Consider the following 15,389-nt stretch of genomic DNA (forward strand, 5'->3'; position numbering starts at 1 on the left):
TCGTTCGCCGGAGTCTGACGTTGGCTTTCCGAAACTTTTCCCCTGCACGATGCGCAACGTGGATCGTTGCACTGGCCGCCTGCGCGCAAGCGGGTGCGGCCTGGTCCGCCGACGCGACCGCGCCGGTCGCCGGTACGCGTCCGGCGGTCACGAGCCTGAGCGGCGATGCTGCGTCGGCGGCATCCGCGTCGGACGCAAGCGCGCAAGGCACCGTCGCCGAACTGACGCAGATGCTGCACGATGGCCGGATCGTCGAGATGCGCACGACGTACAACGGCAGCTACGGTGCGAGCCTGATGTTCGATCCGCGCGAGATGACGTACTACGTCGCGTTGTTCCAGGACAAGCATCTGTGGCGCGTGATCCGGTCGCAGGAGAAGAACCGCGCGGAGATGGTGTATGCGAACTTCATTCAGCAGACTGTGCAGCTCGCGGATATCGAGATCCGCCGTACCGAGCTGCAGGCGCAGAAGGCGTTTCTCGAACGCGTGATCGCGCTGCAGGCGAATCGTGCGCAGCAGTTGCAGGCCGATCTGAGCGTCGCGCGCAGCCAGCAGGCCGAAGTCGTGCAGCGGCAGAAGTCGGCCCAGGAACAGACGCAGGCGCTGCAGGTCGAGAAGCGGGCTGCACAGATGCAGTTGCGCGATCTGCAGGAGCAGGTGCGGCAACTCGAGAAGCAGACCGAGACGGGGCTGCCTTCGCACAAGTAACGATTCGTCAGACGGACGGAGAGAGACGAGCGAAACCCGGCGAAGCGATCTTCGCCGGGTTTTTTGTTGGGCGACCGTCAGCGCGCGAACGCGTCCGGTGCGTCGGTCACGCGGCGGTGGGACAGTTGAGATGTCCAGTCGAAACCGGCGGCGGGCGCAGGCGCCGCACGGGCAGGCTGCGCGCCGCGCAGCGCGTTTGCCATTGAGATCAGCGTGAGCGGATTGTCGAGTGTGTCGTGCGCGTCGCGTGTATCGCGTGCGTCCGGCGGCGCGACGAGCCGATCGCGTGTGCGGGCGTTGGCCGTATCGCTCTGGATTGGCGGACGTGCAGCCGGTCGCGGCACGGTCGGTATGCGGGCCGCGATCGCTGCCGTGCGCTGGCCATTGGTTCGATGCGGCGATATCGGCGATGCAGTGGCGGTGCGCCGCACGTCGTGCGTTGCTTTCGGGCGAAGCGACGCTTGACGAGGTGCGACGTGATGCGTGGCCGATCGTGATTCTTCGGTTCTCGCGACAGGTGTCGCCGCTGTGCGCTGCGGTGACGTGTTCGTCGACGTACCCGGCTGAACCGCGGCGACCCGTACGGTGCCGGTTGATGACGTGGCGGATTCAGGCGCACCGCCGGCCATCTGGATCGTGTGCGCAGGCTCGAAGCCCGTGGGTGGTTCGTGCGCTGCGATCAGCCAGCCGATGATGCCGAACGCGCCGACACTCCAGCAGATCGCATACATCGCACGCCGGTCGCGAGAGCCTCGGGCGGTACGTCGGGAGAGCCTGCCGGCAACGGCAGCCGGTGCGACCGGCGCCCCTGCCGGATTCGGCGTTGACGCCGCCACGGGCCATGGCTGCCAGTGGCACGCGCGGTGCGGCCGGTCGACGTCGATGCAGGACGTCGTCAGTGTCGCGAGACAGTGTTTGCCGGGCGGTGCACCGGGCGCGCCGCGAAAGGTCCATTCGCGGCCGAACGGCGGTACGTGATCGAGCGGGGCGACGCGAGGGCGGGCAAGCGCGCCTTCGACGGGGACGAGGGGCGATGGGGTCATGAGGGCGGTACGCCGTGCGACACAGGCAACCGTGCCGGCCGCGGCGCGGAAATGTCGTCGCAAATCGTGACATTGTGGTCGGACGGCGAGAGCCGGTCGATCAGATCAATCTGATTTTTGTGTCCGTTTCGGGACGATTCGTACGAGTCGAATGCCGCGACGGCGATGGAAGGAGCGACACAAGGCAAATGTCGGCTTGGCGTGGCATCATTCGCGGACCATGCCGGTGCGCGCATCGTCGTGCGGCGCGCCGCCGGCGGGTAGCGATGCCCGTGCGCGCCGGCCCGGCGCCGCGCGCGTCGTCGGATCCATGCGGCGCGGATTCGCGCCATCCGAGCTGAGCGAGAAAAACATGTCCACAGCGTCACACGCCATTGCGCAGGAATCGAAATTCCGCACCGTATTCCGGGTCGTCAGCGGCAACTTCCTGGAAATGTACGACTTCATGGTCTACGGGTATTACGCGTCGGCCATCGCGAAAACCTACTTCCCGAGCGGCAACGCATTCGCGTCGCTGATGCTGTCGCTGTCGGTGTTCGGCGCGGGCTTCCTGATGCGGCCGGTCGGCGCGATCGTGCTCGGCGCGTACATCGACCATCACGGCCGCCGCAAGGGGCTGATCCTGACGCTCGGGCTGATGGCGCTCGGCACGCTCACGGTGGCCTCGATACCCGGCTACGCGACGATCGGCGTGCTCGCGCCGGTACTCGTGCTGCTCGGCCGGCTGCTGCAGGGTTTCTCGGCGGGCGTCGAACTCGGCGGCGTGTCGGTCTACCTGTCGGAGATCGCGACGAAGGGCCACAAGGGGTTCTATACGTCGTGGCAGTCGGGCAGCCAGCAGGTGGCCGTCGTGTTCGCCGCGCTCGTCGGCGTGTTGCTGAACCGCGCGCTGCCGGCCGACGAGATGACCGCGTGGGGCTGGCGCATTCCGTTCCTGATCGGCTGCCTGATCGTGCCGTTCCTGTTCCTGATCCGTCGTTCGTTGAAGGAAACGGACGAGTTCCTCGCGAAGCGCCACCGCCCGTCGATGGGCGAGATCATGCGCTCGATGCTCGACAACTGGGGCGTGGTGGTTGCCGGCATGGGGATGGTGATCATGACGACGGTATCGTTCTACATGATCACTGCGTACACGCCGACGTTCGGCAAGGAAGTGCTGCACCTGTCGTCGCTCGACGCACTTGTCGTGACCGTTTGCGTCGGCATCTCCAACCTCGTGTGGCTGCCGCTGTCCGGCGCGCTGTCCGATCGCATCGGCCGCCGCCCGGTGCTGATCGCGTTCACGGTGCTGACGCTGCTGTCGGCCTACCCGGCCGTGCTGTGGCTCGTCGGCGATCCGTCGTTCCTGCGGCTGCTCGCGGTCGAGCTGTGGCTGTCGTTCCTGTACGCGTCGTACAACGGGGCGATGGTCGTCGCGCTGACCGAAGTGATGCCGGCCGACGTGCGTACGGCCGGCTTCTCGCTCGCGTACAGCCTGGCGACGACGATCGGCGGCTTCACACCGGCAATCTCGACGCTGCTGATCCACCAGACCGGGAACAAGGCAGCGCCGGGGCTGTGGCTGAGCGTGGCCGCGATTTGCGGGCTGATCGCGACGCTCGTGCTGTATCGCACGCCCGAGGCGCGCAACCAGTACAAGGCGGCCTGACAGGCGCTCGCACATTGCGCGGCGCCGGCCGCATGCATCGCATTGAAAAAGGGAGCGCAGCGCGCTCCCTTTTTTCGTCTGCGTTCAGGCTTCGTGCAGCTTGCCGGCGACCGCGGCTGCCACCTCGAGCCATGCTCCCGGTGCGGGCTGGCGGGCGATCCTTGCCTGCGGATACCACGGGCAGTCGTCGCCGGTGAACCAGCGCCAGTCGGGCGCGAACGGCAGCATGACCCACAGTGGCTTGCCGAGCGCGCCCGCAAGGTGCGCGACCGCCGTATCGATCGTGACGACGCCGTCGAGCCGCTCGATCAGCGCGGCCGTATCGGCAAAGTCGTTCAGCCGGCCGTCGAGGCGATGCACGCGCGGATGCGCGTCGACGCACGCACGTTCGTCGTCGTCGAGGGCGGGTTGCAGCACGATCCAGTCGATGTCCGGCAGCGCGAGCAGCGGTGCGAGCGCGTCGAACGGCATCGAGCGGTTTTCCTGCGCCTGCCGGCGCCCCGACCACGCGAGGCCGAACTTGCGCTTCGACTGCCCGCCGAGCGAGCCGCGAAAGTGCCGGCGGGCGCCGTCGGGCGCGTCGAGGTAGCGCGTGCCGCCGACGATGTCCGCCGGCTGAAGGCCGAGCAGGAACGGCAGGCTCATCAGCGTGCAGGCGACGTCCGCCGCCGGCGGCTTTGCTGCGCCCTGCGCGACGAGCGTCACGCGCCAGCGCGATGCGGCGGGCGCCAGCAGCGGCACGAGTTCCGGCTGGACTTCGAGCACGACGCGCGCGCAGCGTGCGCGGGCAAGCGGCACGAAGCGGACGAACTGCAGCGTATCGCCGAACCCCTGTTCCGCGCGAATCAGCAGCGTGCGCGACGCAATCGGCTCGCCCTGCCAGCGCGGCAGCGCGCCGAGCGGGATCGCGCCCGGCGTCTCGTGGCGCGCTTCGTACGCGGGCAGGCCGCGCGTGAAGTCGCCGAGCGTCAGCAGCGTGACCGCGCGGTGCAGCCGCGCGAGCGTGAGATCGGGTTCGACGCGCAACGCCTGGTCGAATGCACGCAACGCCATCTCGTGCGCGCAAAGCGCGTGATGCGCGTTGCCGAGGTTCAGCCATGCCAGGCTGAACGACGGATCGAGACCGACCGCGCGCTCGTAGTAGGGCAGCGCGTCGCGGTGGCGCGCCTGCGCGCACAGTGCGTTCGCGAGCCCGAACAGTGCGAGCGGAAACGGCGGGTGCAGCGCGAGCGCGGCTTCGAACGCGGCGGCCGCTTCGGCATGCCGGCCGACCGCATCGAACGTGTTGCCGAGATTGAAATGCGCGGCGACGAAGCGCGGCTGCGCGGCGATCGCGGCCTGGAAGTGCGCGATCGCATCGTCGGCGTGGCCCATCGCGTTCAGCGCCATCGCGAGGTTGTTGTGCGCACCCGCATGCCCGGGCCGCAGTTCGAGCGCGCGCCGGAACGCGGCGAGCGCGTCGTCGTGGCGGCCGAGTGCGTTCAGCGCGTTGCCGAGATTGTTGTGGATCGACGCGTCGTCGGGCGTGAGCCGGAGCGCGCGGCCGAACGCGTCGATCGCATCCTCGTGGCGCTGCAGCGCCGCATACGCGTTGCCGAGGTTGTAGTGCGCGAGCGGAAATTCGGGCGCGAGCGTCAGCGCGTTGCGAAAGCGGTCGATCGCTTCGTCGAGCCGGCCGAGCGCTTTCAGCGCGTTGCCGAGATTGAGCTGCAGCGCGGCATCGTCCGGACGCAGCGTGACGGCACGACCGACGAGATCGGCTGCCTCGGCGTGCTGGCCCTGCTGGTGCCGCAGCACGCCGAACAGATGCAGCGCGTCGGCGTCGGCGGGGTTGGTGGCGAGCGCGGCGCGATAGCCGTGCTCGGCCTCGGCGAGGCGGCCCGCGCGGTGTGCTGCATACGCTCGGTCGAATGCGGAATCCATGACGCGAAATCTGGCGGAAAGCGCGTATTTTCCCACACCGCGCATGGGTGCCGCGCGTCGGCCGGTCGGCATATGGCCCCGTGACGCGTAGCGGCGTAGACTTGCAGGGTCGCGTGTCATCGAGGTTCTCATGGCTGACACACTGCCCGATATCCCGCCCGTGCTGATCGTCGGCGCGGGGCCGACCGGCCTTGCCGCCGCGATGAGCCTCGCGCGGGCCCGCGTGCCGGTGCGCATCATCGACCGCCTCGCCGCGCCCGCGCCGTATTCGCGCGCGATCGGTATCCAGGCACGCACGCTCGAACTGCTGGAGCAGCATCGCGCGGTCGAGCCGTTTCTCGCGCTCGGCCATCGCGCGCATGCGGCCGCGCTGCATGCCGACGGCCGCGTGATCGCGCGGCTCGATTTCGATCCGCTGCAAACGCGCTACCCGTATCTGCTGTTTCTCGACCAGAGCATTACCGAGCGGCTGCTCGCCGAGCATCTGGCCGGGTTCGGCGTGACGGTCGAGCGCGGCGCGACGCTGACCGCGTGCGATGCAGGCGGCAAGTCGCTCGACGTGACGATCCGCTGCGCCGACGGCCGCGACGAATCATTCGCGCCGTCGTACCTGATCGCCGCCGATGGTGCGCACAGCACTGTCAGGCATCTGCTCGGCGTGAGCTTCACCGGGCAGGTGTTCGAACAGACTTTCCTGCTTGCCGATTTCGCGGCGATACCCGACTGGCCGGACGAAGAGATCCACCTGTTCACGACGCCCGAAGGCATGGCGGGCCTGTTTCCGATGGGCGGCGGCCGTTACCGGCTCGTTGCCGACCGGCCGCCCGGCAGCGATGCGCCGACCCCGTCGCTCGCGGAATGCGACGCGATCGTGCGTGCGCGCGTCGGCGCGTCGATTGCGCCGACCGATCTCGCGTGGTCGTCCTATTTCCACCTGCACAGCCGGATGGTCGCCCGGCTGCGTCACGGCCGCGTGTTCTTCGCGGGCGATGCCGCGCACGTCCACAGCCCGGCCGGCGCGCAGGGCATGAACACCGGCATCCAGGAAGCGTTCAATCTCGGCTGGAAGCTCGCGCGCGTGCTCGGCGCGGGCACGCCCGAACGGCTGCTCGACACCTATCACGCCGAGCGCCATCCGATCGAGCGCGACGTGTTGCGGCAGACCAGTTTCATCACGCAGGTCGTCGAGGCGGATCGCGGCGCGATGAAGCTGCTGCGCGATCATGTCGTGCCGCTGCTGGTGTCGTTCGGGCCGATGCGCGACGCGGTGCGGCGCACGGTCAGCGAGCTCGGCGTGCAGTACCGGAAGAGTCCGCTCACGCTGGAGCGCGTGCTCGACGGCGGCCCGCGTGCAGGCGAGCGGGCCCCCGACGCGCTCGTGCACGTGCTCGACGGCCCGCTCGGCCAGGCCCCGGGAACGGCGCGGCTATACGATCTGCACGATCCGGCGAGCTTCACGCTGCTGCTGCTCGACGAGCCGGCGAATCCCGACGCCGGCGCTGCGCCGCCGATGGCGGCCGATGCGCAGGCGCTCGTGCAGGAGCTCGAACGGATCATGCCGGGCGCTGTGCGCGTGTGGCGGATCACCGATGCCGAAGGCGACGGTGCCGCCGGGCTGGCACAGGAGTACGGCCGCTCGCGGCCGTCGTTCTACCTGTTGCGGCCCGACGGGTATGTCGCCGCGCGCGGGCGCACGGCGACCGACGCGAGTGCGTTGCTGCGCCACTGCGAAAGCTGGTTCGCGGGCATGTCGGTGTCCGCGTAGCAGCGCGGTCAGGCGGTTGCTGCGGCAGGGACGAGCGATGCGCGGTGAGTGGCGATCGCGTCGCGCACGATCGGCGCCGCCCGCTGTGCGCCTTCGCTCGACGGATCGTCGAGCGCGGCGAGCAACGCGCGGCGCATCCGCGGCTCCCAGAAACGCCGGATATGCTCGGCGATGCCGGTCAGTGCTTCGTCGCGATCGGGCATCGATTCGAAGAATGCGCCGATCTGGTTGGCCATGTCGATCAGGTGGTCGTTGTCCATCTCCGCCTCACTTGCCTGTCGTCACGGTGTCAGGCGTGCTCGCGCGGCGCTCGAGCAGGTCGATCTGCTCCGCGTTGAAGCGCGCGTACGCTTGCTGCCAGTCGGACGGCTGCGCAACCGGCAGCACCTGCACGGCCGTCACCTTGTATTCAGGGCAGTTCGTCGCCCAGTCGGAGCTTTCCGTCGTGATCACGTTCGCGCCCGATTCGGGGAAGTGGAACGTCGTGTACACGACGCCCGGCTGCATGCGTTCCGTCACGAGCGCGCGCAGTACCGTATGCCCGGCACGCGATTCGATGCCGACCCAGTCGCCGGTCCGGATGCCGCGATCCTGCGCGTCGTGCGGATGGATCTCGAGGCGATCCTCTTCATGCCACCGGACGTTTTCGGTCCGGCGCGTCTGCGCGCCGACGTTGTATTGCGACAGGATGCGGCCCGTCGTCAGGATCAGCGGATAGCGCTGCGTGACCTTTTCCGGCGTCGGAATGAACTTGGTGATCACGAACCGGCCCTTGCCGCGCACGAACGCGTCTATGTGCATCGTCGGCGTACCTTCCGGCGCGTGCTCGTTGCACGGCCACTGGATGCTGCCGAGCGCGTCGAGCTTCGCGTACGACACGCCCGAGAAGGTCGGCGTGAGCTGCGCGATCTCGTCCATGATTTCCGACGGGTGCGTGTAGTGCATGTCGTAACCGAGCGCCTGCGACAGCAGCAGCGTCACTTCCCAGTCCGCGTAGCCCGCGAGCGGCGGCATCACCTTGCGCACGCGCGAGATGCGGCGCTCCGCGTTCGTGAACGTGCCGTCCTTCTCGAGGAACGTCGAGCCCGGCAGCAGCACGTGCGCATATTTCGCGGTTTCATTCAGGAAGATGTCCTGTACGACGATGCACTCCATCGCCGACAGCGCGGCCGACACGTGCTGCGTGTTCGGGTCCGACTGGACGATGTCCTCGCCCTGGCAATAGAGCCCCTTGAAACTGCCGTCGAGCGCCGCGTCGAACATGTTCGGGATGCGCAGCCCCGGTTCCGGCTGCAGCTTGGCCGACCACGCCTGTTCGAACTGCGCGCGCACGATCTCGTCGCTGATGTGCCGGTAGCCGGGCAGCTCGTGCGGGAACGAGCCCATGTCGCACGAACCCTGCACGTTGTTCTGGCCGCGCAGCGGATTGACGCCGACGCCTTCGCGGCCGATGTTGCCGGTTGCCATCGCGAGGTTCGCGATGCCCATCACCGTCGTCGAGCCCTGCGCGTGTTCGGTGACGCCCAGCCCGTAATAGATCGCGGCGTTGCCGCCGGTTGCGTAGAGGCGCGCGGCGGCGCGTACCAGTTCGGCCGGCACGCCCGTCACGTCGGCGGTTGCCTCGGGCGAATTGTCGGCGCGCGACACGAAGTCGCGCCATTGCTCGAATGCGCGCGTCTCGCAGCGCTCGGCGACGAACGCGTCGGCAACAAGCCCTTCGGTGACGATCACGTGCGCGAGCGCGTTGACGATCGCGACGTTGGTGCCGGGGCGCAATTGCAGGTGATGCGTGGCTTTCACATGCGGACCGTCGACGACATCGATGCGGCGCGGGTCGATCACGATCAGCTTCGCGCCTTCGCGAACGCGCCGCTTCAGCCGTGAGCCGAACACCGGGTGGCCGTCGGTCGGGTTCGCACCGATCACGACGATCACGTCGGCCTGGTCGACCGATGCGAACGTCTGCGTGCCGGCCGATTCGCCGAGCGTCGTCTTGAGGCCATAGCCGGTCGGCGAATGGCACACGCGCGCGCAGGTATCGACGTTGTTGTTGCCGAACGCGGCGCGCACGAGCTTCTGCACGAGGTAGGTTTCCTCGTTCGTGCAACGCGAAGACGTAATGCCGCCGATCGAATCGCGGCCGTACTTCTGCTGCAGCTTGCGGAATTGCGTCGCTGCGTAGGTGAGCGCTTCGTCCCAACTCACTTCGCGCCACGGGTCGGTGATCTTCTCGCGGATCATCGGCTTCGTGATGCGGTCCTTGTGCGTCGCGTAGCCCCATGCGAAGCGTCCCTTCACGCATGCGTGGCCTTCGTTCGCGAGGCCGTTCTTGTTCGGCGTCATGCGCACGACCTGCGTGCCCTTCATCTCGGCCTTGAACGAGCAGCCGACGCCGCAGTACGCGCAGGTCGTGATGACCGAGTGTTCGGCCTGCCCGAGCTGCACGACGGATTTTTCCTGCAGCGTGGCCGTCGGGCATGCGGCGACGCAGGCGCCGCACGACACGCATTCCGACGCCATGAACGATTCGCTTTCACCGGCGGCGACGCGCGATTCGAAGCCGCGCGCGGCGATCGTCAGCGCGAACGTACCCTGCGTTTCCTCGCAGGCGCGTACGCAGCGGTTGCAGACGATGCACTTCGACGGGTCGTAAGTGAAGTACGGGTTCGATTCGTCCTTGCGGTCGTGCAGGTGATTCGCGCCATCGAAGCCGTAGCGCACTTCGCGCAACCCGACGACGCCCGCCATGTCCTGCAACTCGCAGTCGCCGTTGGCGGGGCAGGTGAGGCAGTCGAGCGGATGGTCGGAGATGTACAGCTCCATCACGTTGCGGCGCAGCGACTGCAGCCGGTCCGACTGCGTGCGCACCTTCATGCCCGCTTCGGCCGGCGTCGTGCACGACGCCGGGTAACCGCGCCGGCCTTCGATCTCGACGAGGCACAGCCGGCACGAGCCGAATGGCTCGAGCGAATCGGTCGCGCAAAGCTTCGGGACGTTGACGCCGGCTTCGATCGCCGCGCGCATCACCGACGTGCCGGCCGGCACCGTCACCGGCTGGCCGTCGATTTCGAGCGTGACGTCGATGTCGGCATGCCGTTGCGGCGTGCCGTAGTCGGTATCGTCGAGCGGGTCGCGGGCGCGCGCCTGTGCGGCGCTCTTGCACGCGCATTGGCCCGAGCCGCAGCCGCCTTGGCGGACGTTGTTCGTGTCGAGGGACATGCAGGGCTCCTTCTGGGTCAGGCCGCAGCCTTGACCGGGCCCGACGCGGCATCCTTGCCGGTGGCGAGCCCGAAATCTTCGGGGAAATGGTCGAGCGCGGACAGCACCGGGTAGGGCGTCATCCCGCCCATCGCGCACAGCGAACCGGCCAGCATCGTGTCGCACAGGTCGCGCAGCAGCGTCACCTGCCGCTCCGACGTATCGCCGTGGCGGATGCGCGCGATCGTCTCGACGCCGCGCGTCGAACCGATCCGGCACGGCGTGCACTTGCCGCACGATTCGATCGCGCAGAACTTCATCGCATATTCGGCGAGCTCGGCGAGGTTCGACGTGTCGTCGTGCAGCACGATGCCGCCGTGGCCGACCACTGCGCCGATCGCCGTGTACGCCTCGTAGTCGAGCGGCACGTCCCATTGATGGCCGGGCAGGTAGGTGCCGAGCGGGCCGCCGACTTGCGCGGCGCGTGCGGGCCGGCCGCTTGCAGTGCCGCCGCCGAAGTCGAACAGCAGTTCGCGCAGCGTGACGCCGAACGCGAGTTCGACGAGGCCGCCGTGACGGATGTTGCCGGCCAGCTGGAACGGCAGCGTGCCGCGCGAGCGGCCCATCCCGTAGTCGCGATAGAACGCGGCGCCACGCGCGAAAATCACCGGCGCCGTCGCGAGCGTGATGACGTTGTTGATCACGGTCGGCTGACCGAACAGGCCGGCGAGCGCGGGCAGCGGCGGCTTCGCGCGCACGACGCCGCGCTTGCCCTCGAGCGATTCGAGCAGCGCCGTTTCCTCGCCGCACACGTACGAGCCCGCGCCTTTCGCGACGTGCAGCTCGAACGCGTGCGCGGAGCCGAGCACGCGTTCGCCGAGCCAGCCGGCTTCGCGCGCGCGGCCGATCGCGGCTTCGAGCGTGGCGATCGCGTGCGGGTATTCGCTGCGCACGTAGATGTAGCCGACCGTTGCGCCCGTCGCGATGCCTGCGATGATCATCCCTTCGATCAGGCAGTACGGATCGCATTCCATCATCAGACGGTCGGAGAACGTGCCCGAATCGCCTTCGTCCGCATTGCAGACGATGTACTTCTGCGCGGCGCTCGCGTGCCGGACCGTGCGCCACTTGATGCCGGCCGGGAACGCCGCGCCGCCGCGGCCGCGCAGCCCCGATTCGATCAGCGTTTCGCACGCCGCATCGCCGTCGAGCGCGAGTGCGTTCTTCAGGCCGGCAAGGCCTTCATGCTGCAGGTAGTCGTCGATCGACAGCGGATCGGTCAGGCCGATGCGCGCAAACGTGAGGCGCTGCTGGCGCGCGAGATAGGGGAGCGCGTCGACCACGCCGACGCTGCTCGGATGCGCGCCGCCTTCGAGCCAGTTTGCGTCGAACAGGGCCGGCACGTCGGCGGCCGACAGGTTCGCATAGCCGATGCGGCCGGCGGCCGTGCCGACCTCGACGAGCGGCTCGAGCCAAAGCAGCCCGCGCGAGCCGTTGCGGACCAGTTCGATCGCGACGCCGCGCCGTTCGGCTTCCGTGACGATCGCGGTGGCGAGCGCGTCGGCGCCGAGGGCCAGCGCAGACGAATCGCGCGGAACGTAGATGCGGGTCGTCATGCGGCCTCCGGCGTGTGGGCGACCGCATCGGCCAGCAGTGCGTCGAACTTTTCCGGCGTGACCTTCGCATGAAGCACGCCGTTGACCGTCATCGACGGCGACTGCGCACACAGTCCGAGGCAGTAGACCGATTCGAGCGCGACGGCGTCCGGCGTGTGCGCATCTGCAGCATCGTCGTGCGCTGCGTCGAACCGGCAGCCCGTGCGGGCTTCAGCGTGCGCGGCGAGCGTTTCGCAGCCCATGCTGCGGCACGCTTCGGCACGGCACACCTGGATCGTGACGCGCGCGGGCGGCGCGGTGCGGAAGTGGTGGTAGTAGGTCAGTACGCCGTGCACTTCGGCGCGCGACAGGTTCAGCGCCCGGGCGAGCGGCGCGACGCAACCCGGCGGCACGTAGCCCGCGTCGTCCTGGATCGCATGCAGGATCGCGACCAGCGACCGGCCGGCGCGCGCATGGCGCTCGACGAGCGCGTCGGGCGCATGGGAATTCGGGGACATCGGTTATGCTCCTCCAAAGTCTCATATGCGCTCGAAATTCATATAGTGCGCATCGCGACTTCGTTCTGATTGATTTCGACCAACGATAAGCGGAAGATTTCGCAGTCGCAATAGGAAATCGGAGTGCATAATTGATTCGAATCGAATGCGACGCGTATTTGACCGTACGCGACACGGAAGGCCGTACGGCCAGCCTGTCCGACGTCGCGCCACTGCTGGAGCTCGTGGCCGACACGGGCAGCATTGCGCAGGCGGCCCAGGCGAAAGGGCTGTCGTACCGGCACGCGTGGGGTATGTTGCGCGCGCTTGAGGCGTGCATCGGCGGGGAGTTGATCGAAACCGCGCGCGGCAAGGGATCGACGCTGTCGGCGCTCGGGCAGGCAGTCGTCGACGCGCAGCGCCTCGCGCGTAGCCGCCTCGACGGGAACCTGCGTACGCTCGCGGCCGAAGTGGCCAGCGACCTGAACCGGCGGCTCGCGCAGCGCGACGGCGCCGTGCGGATCCACGCGTCGCATGGCTACGCGGTCGCGACGCTCGTGGCGGCGCTCGTCGATGCGCAGGCGGCCGTCGACATCAAGTATCGCGAAAGCGTCGAAGCCGTGCAGGCGCTCGCACGCGGCGAATGCGACCTGGCCGGCTTCCATCTGCCGCGCGGCGCGTTTCGCGCACAGTGCGCGCAGATCTACCAGCCGTGGCTCGACGATACCCGCCACGTGCTGATTCACCTGACGCGCCGCCAGCAGGGGCTGTTCGTGCCGCGCGGTAACCCGAAGCAGGTCCGCGGGCTCGCGGATCTCGCGCGCAACGACATCCGCTTCGTCAACCGGCAGCCTGGGTCGGGCACGCGGATGCTGCTGGATCTCGCGCTGCGCGCGATCGGCATCGATCCCGAGCGCATCGACGGTTATGCGTCGGCCGAGCTCACGCATTCGGCGATTGCGGCGTTCGTCGCGAGCGGGATGGCCGATCTCGGCTTCGGTGTCGAGCCGGCAGCCCATCATTTCGGGCTCGATTTCATCCCGGTTGTCGACGAGGACTATTACTTCGCGTGCGAACGCGCGCGGCTCGACGCGCGGCCGCTCGCCGGTGTGCTGGCACTGCTGCGCGATGCGCGCTTCGTCGAGCGCGTCGCGCATCTCGATGGCTACGATCCGGCCGCATGCGGAACGCTGACGAGCATCGCGACGGGGCTGGTCGGCGGCGACGGCACGAGTGCACCGGACGGCAATTCACGGTAACGGGGACGCGATCGAACTGCGCTGCAGCAACGGGTGATTTGCGCTACGCTTGGCGCTTGATCAACGTTCCAACAAGCACGCCGTTCAGGCGTCATCCCGCCATGAAATTTTCCGTTTCCCTCGCCGCGGCAGCGTTGACCGCGGGGCTTCTGGTCGCTGCGTCGCCGTTTGCGTTCGCGCAGAATTCCCCGGGCGTGCCCGGCGGCATCCTGAGCGAACAGTTTCGCCTGAACGAGCATCCGCAGATGCCGTTCGCGGCATCTGCGCCGTCGCAGAAATACCAGGGCAGCAAGAAATCGGCGTTGCGTCGCAAGGGTGACCTCGGCGACCCGAACGGTTGCAACCTGAAGTGCCCGATGGATAGCCAGTAACGCGTGGACAGGCGCGTTTGCGCGTTGGTCGTGCGGTGTCGATTCGACAGGCGGGTGATGCGCACACGGACATCGGCTATCGGCTTGGCCACCACCTGACCGGCGAACGCGCGAATCCCGTGCAATGCCATTCGAGCCCCGCGAAGCGTTGTCGCTTCGCGGGGCTCGTGTTTTTCGGCGAGCCGTCGTGCTACGCGATGCCGGACGAAGCGGCGCTCGCGCATTGCGGGCCCGGCAAGTGATCTAGGGTTAACCCGTAAATCAGGAAGGATGCCTTCCAGAAACCTGCCTTATTCTTAAGCATCCGCCTACATAAACTTCGGTTTATCAGCGCTGAACAAGGTGTTCACCGCGAAAACAGACAAATCTGGAGGTAGGTCATCATGAAGTCGCTCGTTCAAGCCGTTGTCGTTGCTGCCGCTCTCGTTGCTCCGGTCGTGTCGTTTGCCCAGCCGGGTTCGACGATCACCCGCGCGCAGGTCCGTGCCGAGCTGGTCCAGCTCCAGCAAGCCGGTTACAACTCCGCCAGCGGCGAAGATCCGCACTATCCGGAAGCGATCCAGGCTGCAACGGCGCGTGTTGCGGAGCAACAGCGCAGTGCGCTGGCGCAAGCGCAAGGTGCCGACGCCAGCGGGTACGGTGCGCAGGCACAGGGCGCATCGGCATCGGGTTCGGGTGCAATGGGCGTGCGTCCGGCCAGCGCTGAAGAAATGAAGTCGCTGTATCGCGGCAGCTAAGTCGCGCATTGCCCGGTGTGCTTGAGCGCTGGGTGCGACGACACGTCGCGCCCGGTGCGGTGGCAACCGGGCAGGTCGTCGCCCGGCACGACCGATGATTGCACGGGCGCGGCAGAACATCCGTCACCTCCGGCCGCCGGAGCACCGGCGGCATTCCGCCCGGCCCGTCCGTGGCTGGGCGCCTTTTCGGAAGGAGAGGGGTTTCGCCGGCAACAAAAAACCCCGCAGACTTGCGTCATGCGGGGTTCGTGCGGCGAACGCGGAATTTGGTGGAGGCGGCGGGAATCGAACCCGCGTCCAGAAGCGCTCCACGACTAGTTCTACATGTTTAGTTCAGTCATTTGATTTAACCGCAGCGACGCGGACGAACACGCTGCGCTACGGCGATTCGCTAGGTTTTCGACCCTGGCGTCGCGACGCCGACAGGGCTTAACTGACGTAAATGACCTCTGGCGGTATTGCTACCGGTCTTGCGACACTAGCCCGTCAGTGAACTAGGCAGAGGACGGCGGCCGTTAGGCTGCCAGTGCGAACGTATCGTCGTTTGCAGTTACGATTTTCCCATTGATTAACGAGGTGACGGGTCCTCGACATGCCCTAGCCGCTTCACAACCCCTGTCGAAACCAGGTCGCCCCCGCGGAT

General features: G+C 67.7%; 13 protein-coding genes and 1 other RNA gene. 7 read left to right on the plus strand and 7 right to left on the minus strand.

What is annotated here, in order from left to right; all coding sequences use genetic code 11:
• Positions 1-20 precede the first annotated feature (20 nt).
• Positions 21-710, plus strand: a complete 690-nt coding sequence (locus R9B84_RS05115; RefSeq protein WP_423759447.1) for a DUF2968 domain-containing protein — start codon at positions 21-23, stop codon at positions 708-710.
• A gap of 77 nt (positions 711-787) precedes the next feature.
• Here R9B84_RS05115 and R9B84_RS05120 read toward each other — a convergent pair whose 3' ends face one another.
• Positions 788-1,054 carry a hypothetical protein gene (locus tag R9B84_RS05120; protein ID WP_423759448.1) on the minus strand — a complete coding sequence of 89 codons (267 nt, stop codon included), beginning with the start codon at positions 1,052-1,054 and terminating at the stop codon, positions 788-790.
• A 1,051-nt stretch (positions 1,055-2,105) separates the two neighbouring features.
• Between R9B84_RS05120 and R9B84_RS05125 the strand changes: the two genes are divergently transcribed.
• A complete protein-coding gene (locus R9B84_RS05125; protein WP_423759449.1) occupies positions 2,106-3,401 on the plus strand; it encodes an MFS transporter in 1,296 nt (431 codons plus the stop codon).
• Between the two features lie 84 nt (positions 3,402-3,485).
• Here R9B84_RS05125 and R9B84_RS05130 read toward each other — a convergent pair whose 3' ends face one another.
• Positions 3,486-5,324, minus strand: a complete 1,839-nt coding sequence (locus tag R9B84_RS05130; protein ID WP_423759450.1) for a tetratricopeptide repeat protein — start codon at positions 5,322-5,324, stop codon at positions 3,486-3,488.
• 130 nt (positions 5,325-5,454) lie between these two features.
• On the opposite strand from R9B84_RS05130, the gene R9B84_RS05135 reads away from it, so the two are divergent.
• Positions 5,455-7,089, plus strand: coding sequence for an FAD-dependent monooxygenase (locus R9B84_RS05135; protein ID WP_423759451.1), 1,635 nt, complete (start codon positions 5,455-5,457; stop codon positions 7,087-7,089).
• An 8-nt stretch (positions 7,090-7,097) separates the two neighbouring features.
• On the opposite strand, the gene R9B84_RS05140 is transcribed toward R9B84_RS05135, so the two are convergent.
• From R9B84_RS05140 to R9B84_RS05155, 4 genes are read right to left on the minus strand one after another with little or no spacing between them, the layout of a single operon-like run.
• Positions 7,098-7,349: a formate dehydrogenase subunit delta gene (locus R9B84_RS05140; protein WP_096472734.1), complete on the minus strand. Its 252-nt coding sequence runs from the start codon at positions 7,347-7,349 to the stop codon at positions 7,098-7,100.
• 7 nt (positions 7,350-7,356) lie between these two features.
• Positions 7,357-10,308 (minus strand): formate dehydrogenase subunit alpha, encoded by a 2,952-nt coding sequence (fdhF, locus tag R9B84_RS05145; protein ID WP_423759452.1) that lies wholly within the window; start codon positions 10,306-10,308, stop codon positions 7,357-7,359.
• A 17-nt stretch (positions 10,309-10,325) separates the two neighbouring features.
• Complete coding sequence (locus R9B84_RS05150) at positions 10,326-11,903, minus strand: formate dehydrogenase beta subunit (RefSeq protein ID WP_423759453.1); 1,578 nt, start codon at positions 11,901-11,903, stop codon at positions 10,326-10,328.
• Positions 11,900-12,400 carry an NAD(P)H-dependent oxidoreductase subunit E gene (locus tag R9B84_RS05155; RefSeq protein ID WP_423759454.1) on the minus strand — a complete coding sequence of 167 codons (501 nt, stop codon included), beginning with the start codon at positions 12,398-12,400 and terminating at the stop codon, positions 11,900-11,902. Before R9B84_RS05155 ends, R9B84_RS05150 begins: the two co-directional genes overlap by 4 nt.
• A 131-nt stretch (positions 12,401-12,531) precedes the next feature.
• Between R9B84_RS05155 and R9B84_RS05160 the strand changes: the two genes are divergently transcribed.
• The 4 genes from R9B84_RS05160 (at position 12,532) to R9B84_RS05175 (ending at position 14,746) form a co-directional block, all read left to right on the plus strand.
• Positions 12,532-13,638, plus strand: coding sequence for a substrate-binding domain-containing protein (locus R9B84_RS05160; protein ID WP_423759455.1), 1,107 nt, complete (start codon positions 12,532-12,534; stop codon positions 13,636-13,638).
• Between the two features lie 101 nt (positions 13,639-13,739).
• Positions 13,740-14,009 carry a hypothetical protein gene (locus R9B84_RS05165; RefSeq protein ID WP_174381239.1) on the plus strand — a complete coding sequence of 90 codons (270 nt, stop codon included), beginning with the start codon at positions 13,740-13,742 and terminating at the stop codon, positions 14,007-14,009.
• Between the two features lie 35 nt (positions 14,010-14,044).
• On the plus strand, positions 14,045-14,251 hold the full coding sequence (locus tag R9B84_RS05170; RefSeq protein WP_423759456.1) for a hypothetical protein: 207 nt from the start codon (positions 14,045-14,047) through the stop codon (positions 14,249-14,251).
• A 141-nt stretch (positions 14,252-14,392) separates the two neighbouring features.
• The gene (locus R9B84_RS05175) at positions 14,393-14,746 is read left to right on the plus strand and encodes a DUF4148 domain-containing protein (RefSeq protein WP_423759457.1); all 354 of its coding nucleotides are present in this window, start codon (positions 14,393-14,395) and stop codon (positions 14,744-14,746) included.
• Between the two features lie 267 nt (positions 14,747-15,013).
• On the opposite strand, the gene ssrA is transcribed toward R9B84_RS05175, so the two are convergent.
• Positions 15,014-15,383: a transfer-messenger RNA gene (gene ssrA / locus R9B84_RS05180) on the minus strand.
• Between the last annotated feature and the right edge of the window lie 6 nt (positions 15,384-15,389).

The organism is Burkholderia sp. NLJ2, from assembly GCF_049487195.1.
GTDB lineage: Bacteria > Pseudomonadota > Gammaproteobacteria > Burkholderiales > Burkholderiaceae > Burkholderia > Burkholderia pyrrocinia.

What these genes read in the sequence shown, in the direction of transcription:
- R9B84_RS05155 (WP_423759454.1), bottom strand. Translation starts at nt 12,400, where the DNA reads ATGTCCCCGAATTCCCATGCGCCCGACGCGCTCGTCGAGCGCCATGCG.
- R9B84_RS05140 (WP_096472734.1), bottom strand. Translation starts at nt 7,349, where the DNA reads ATGGACAACGACCACCTGATCGACATGGCCAACCAGATCGGCGCATTC.
- R9B84_RS05135 (WP_423759451.1), top strand. Translation starts at nt 5,455, where the DNA reads ATGGCTGACACACTGCCCGATATCCCGCCCGTGCTGATCGTCGGCGCG.
- R9B84_RS05150 (WP_423759453.1), bottom strand. Translation starts at nt 11,903, where the DNA reads ATGACGACCCGCATCTACGTTCCGCGCGATTCGTCTGCGCTGGCCCTC.
- fdhF (WP_423759452.1), bottom strand. Translation starts at nt 10,308, where the DNA reads ATGTCCCTCGACACGAACAACGTCCGCCAAGGCGGCTGCGGCTCGGGC.
- R9B84_RS05165 (WP_174381239.1), top strand. Translation starts at nt 13,740, where the DNA reads ATGAAATTTTCCGTTTCCCTCGCCGCGGCAGCGTTGACCGCGGGGCTT.
- R9B84_RS05125 (WP_423759449.1), top strand. Translation starts at nt 2,106, where the DNA reads ATGTCCACAGCGTCACACGCCATTGCGCAGGAATCGAAATTCCGCACC.
- R9B84_RS05175 (WP_423759457.1), top strand. Translation starts at nt 14,393, where the DNA reads ATGAAGTCGCTCGTTCAAGCCGTTGTCGTTGCTGCCGCTCTCGTTGCT.
- R9B84_RS05130 (WP_423759450.1), bottom strand. Translation starts at nt 5,324, where the DNA reads ATGGATTCCGCATTCGACCGAGCGTATGCAGCACACCGCGCGGGCCGC.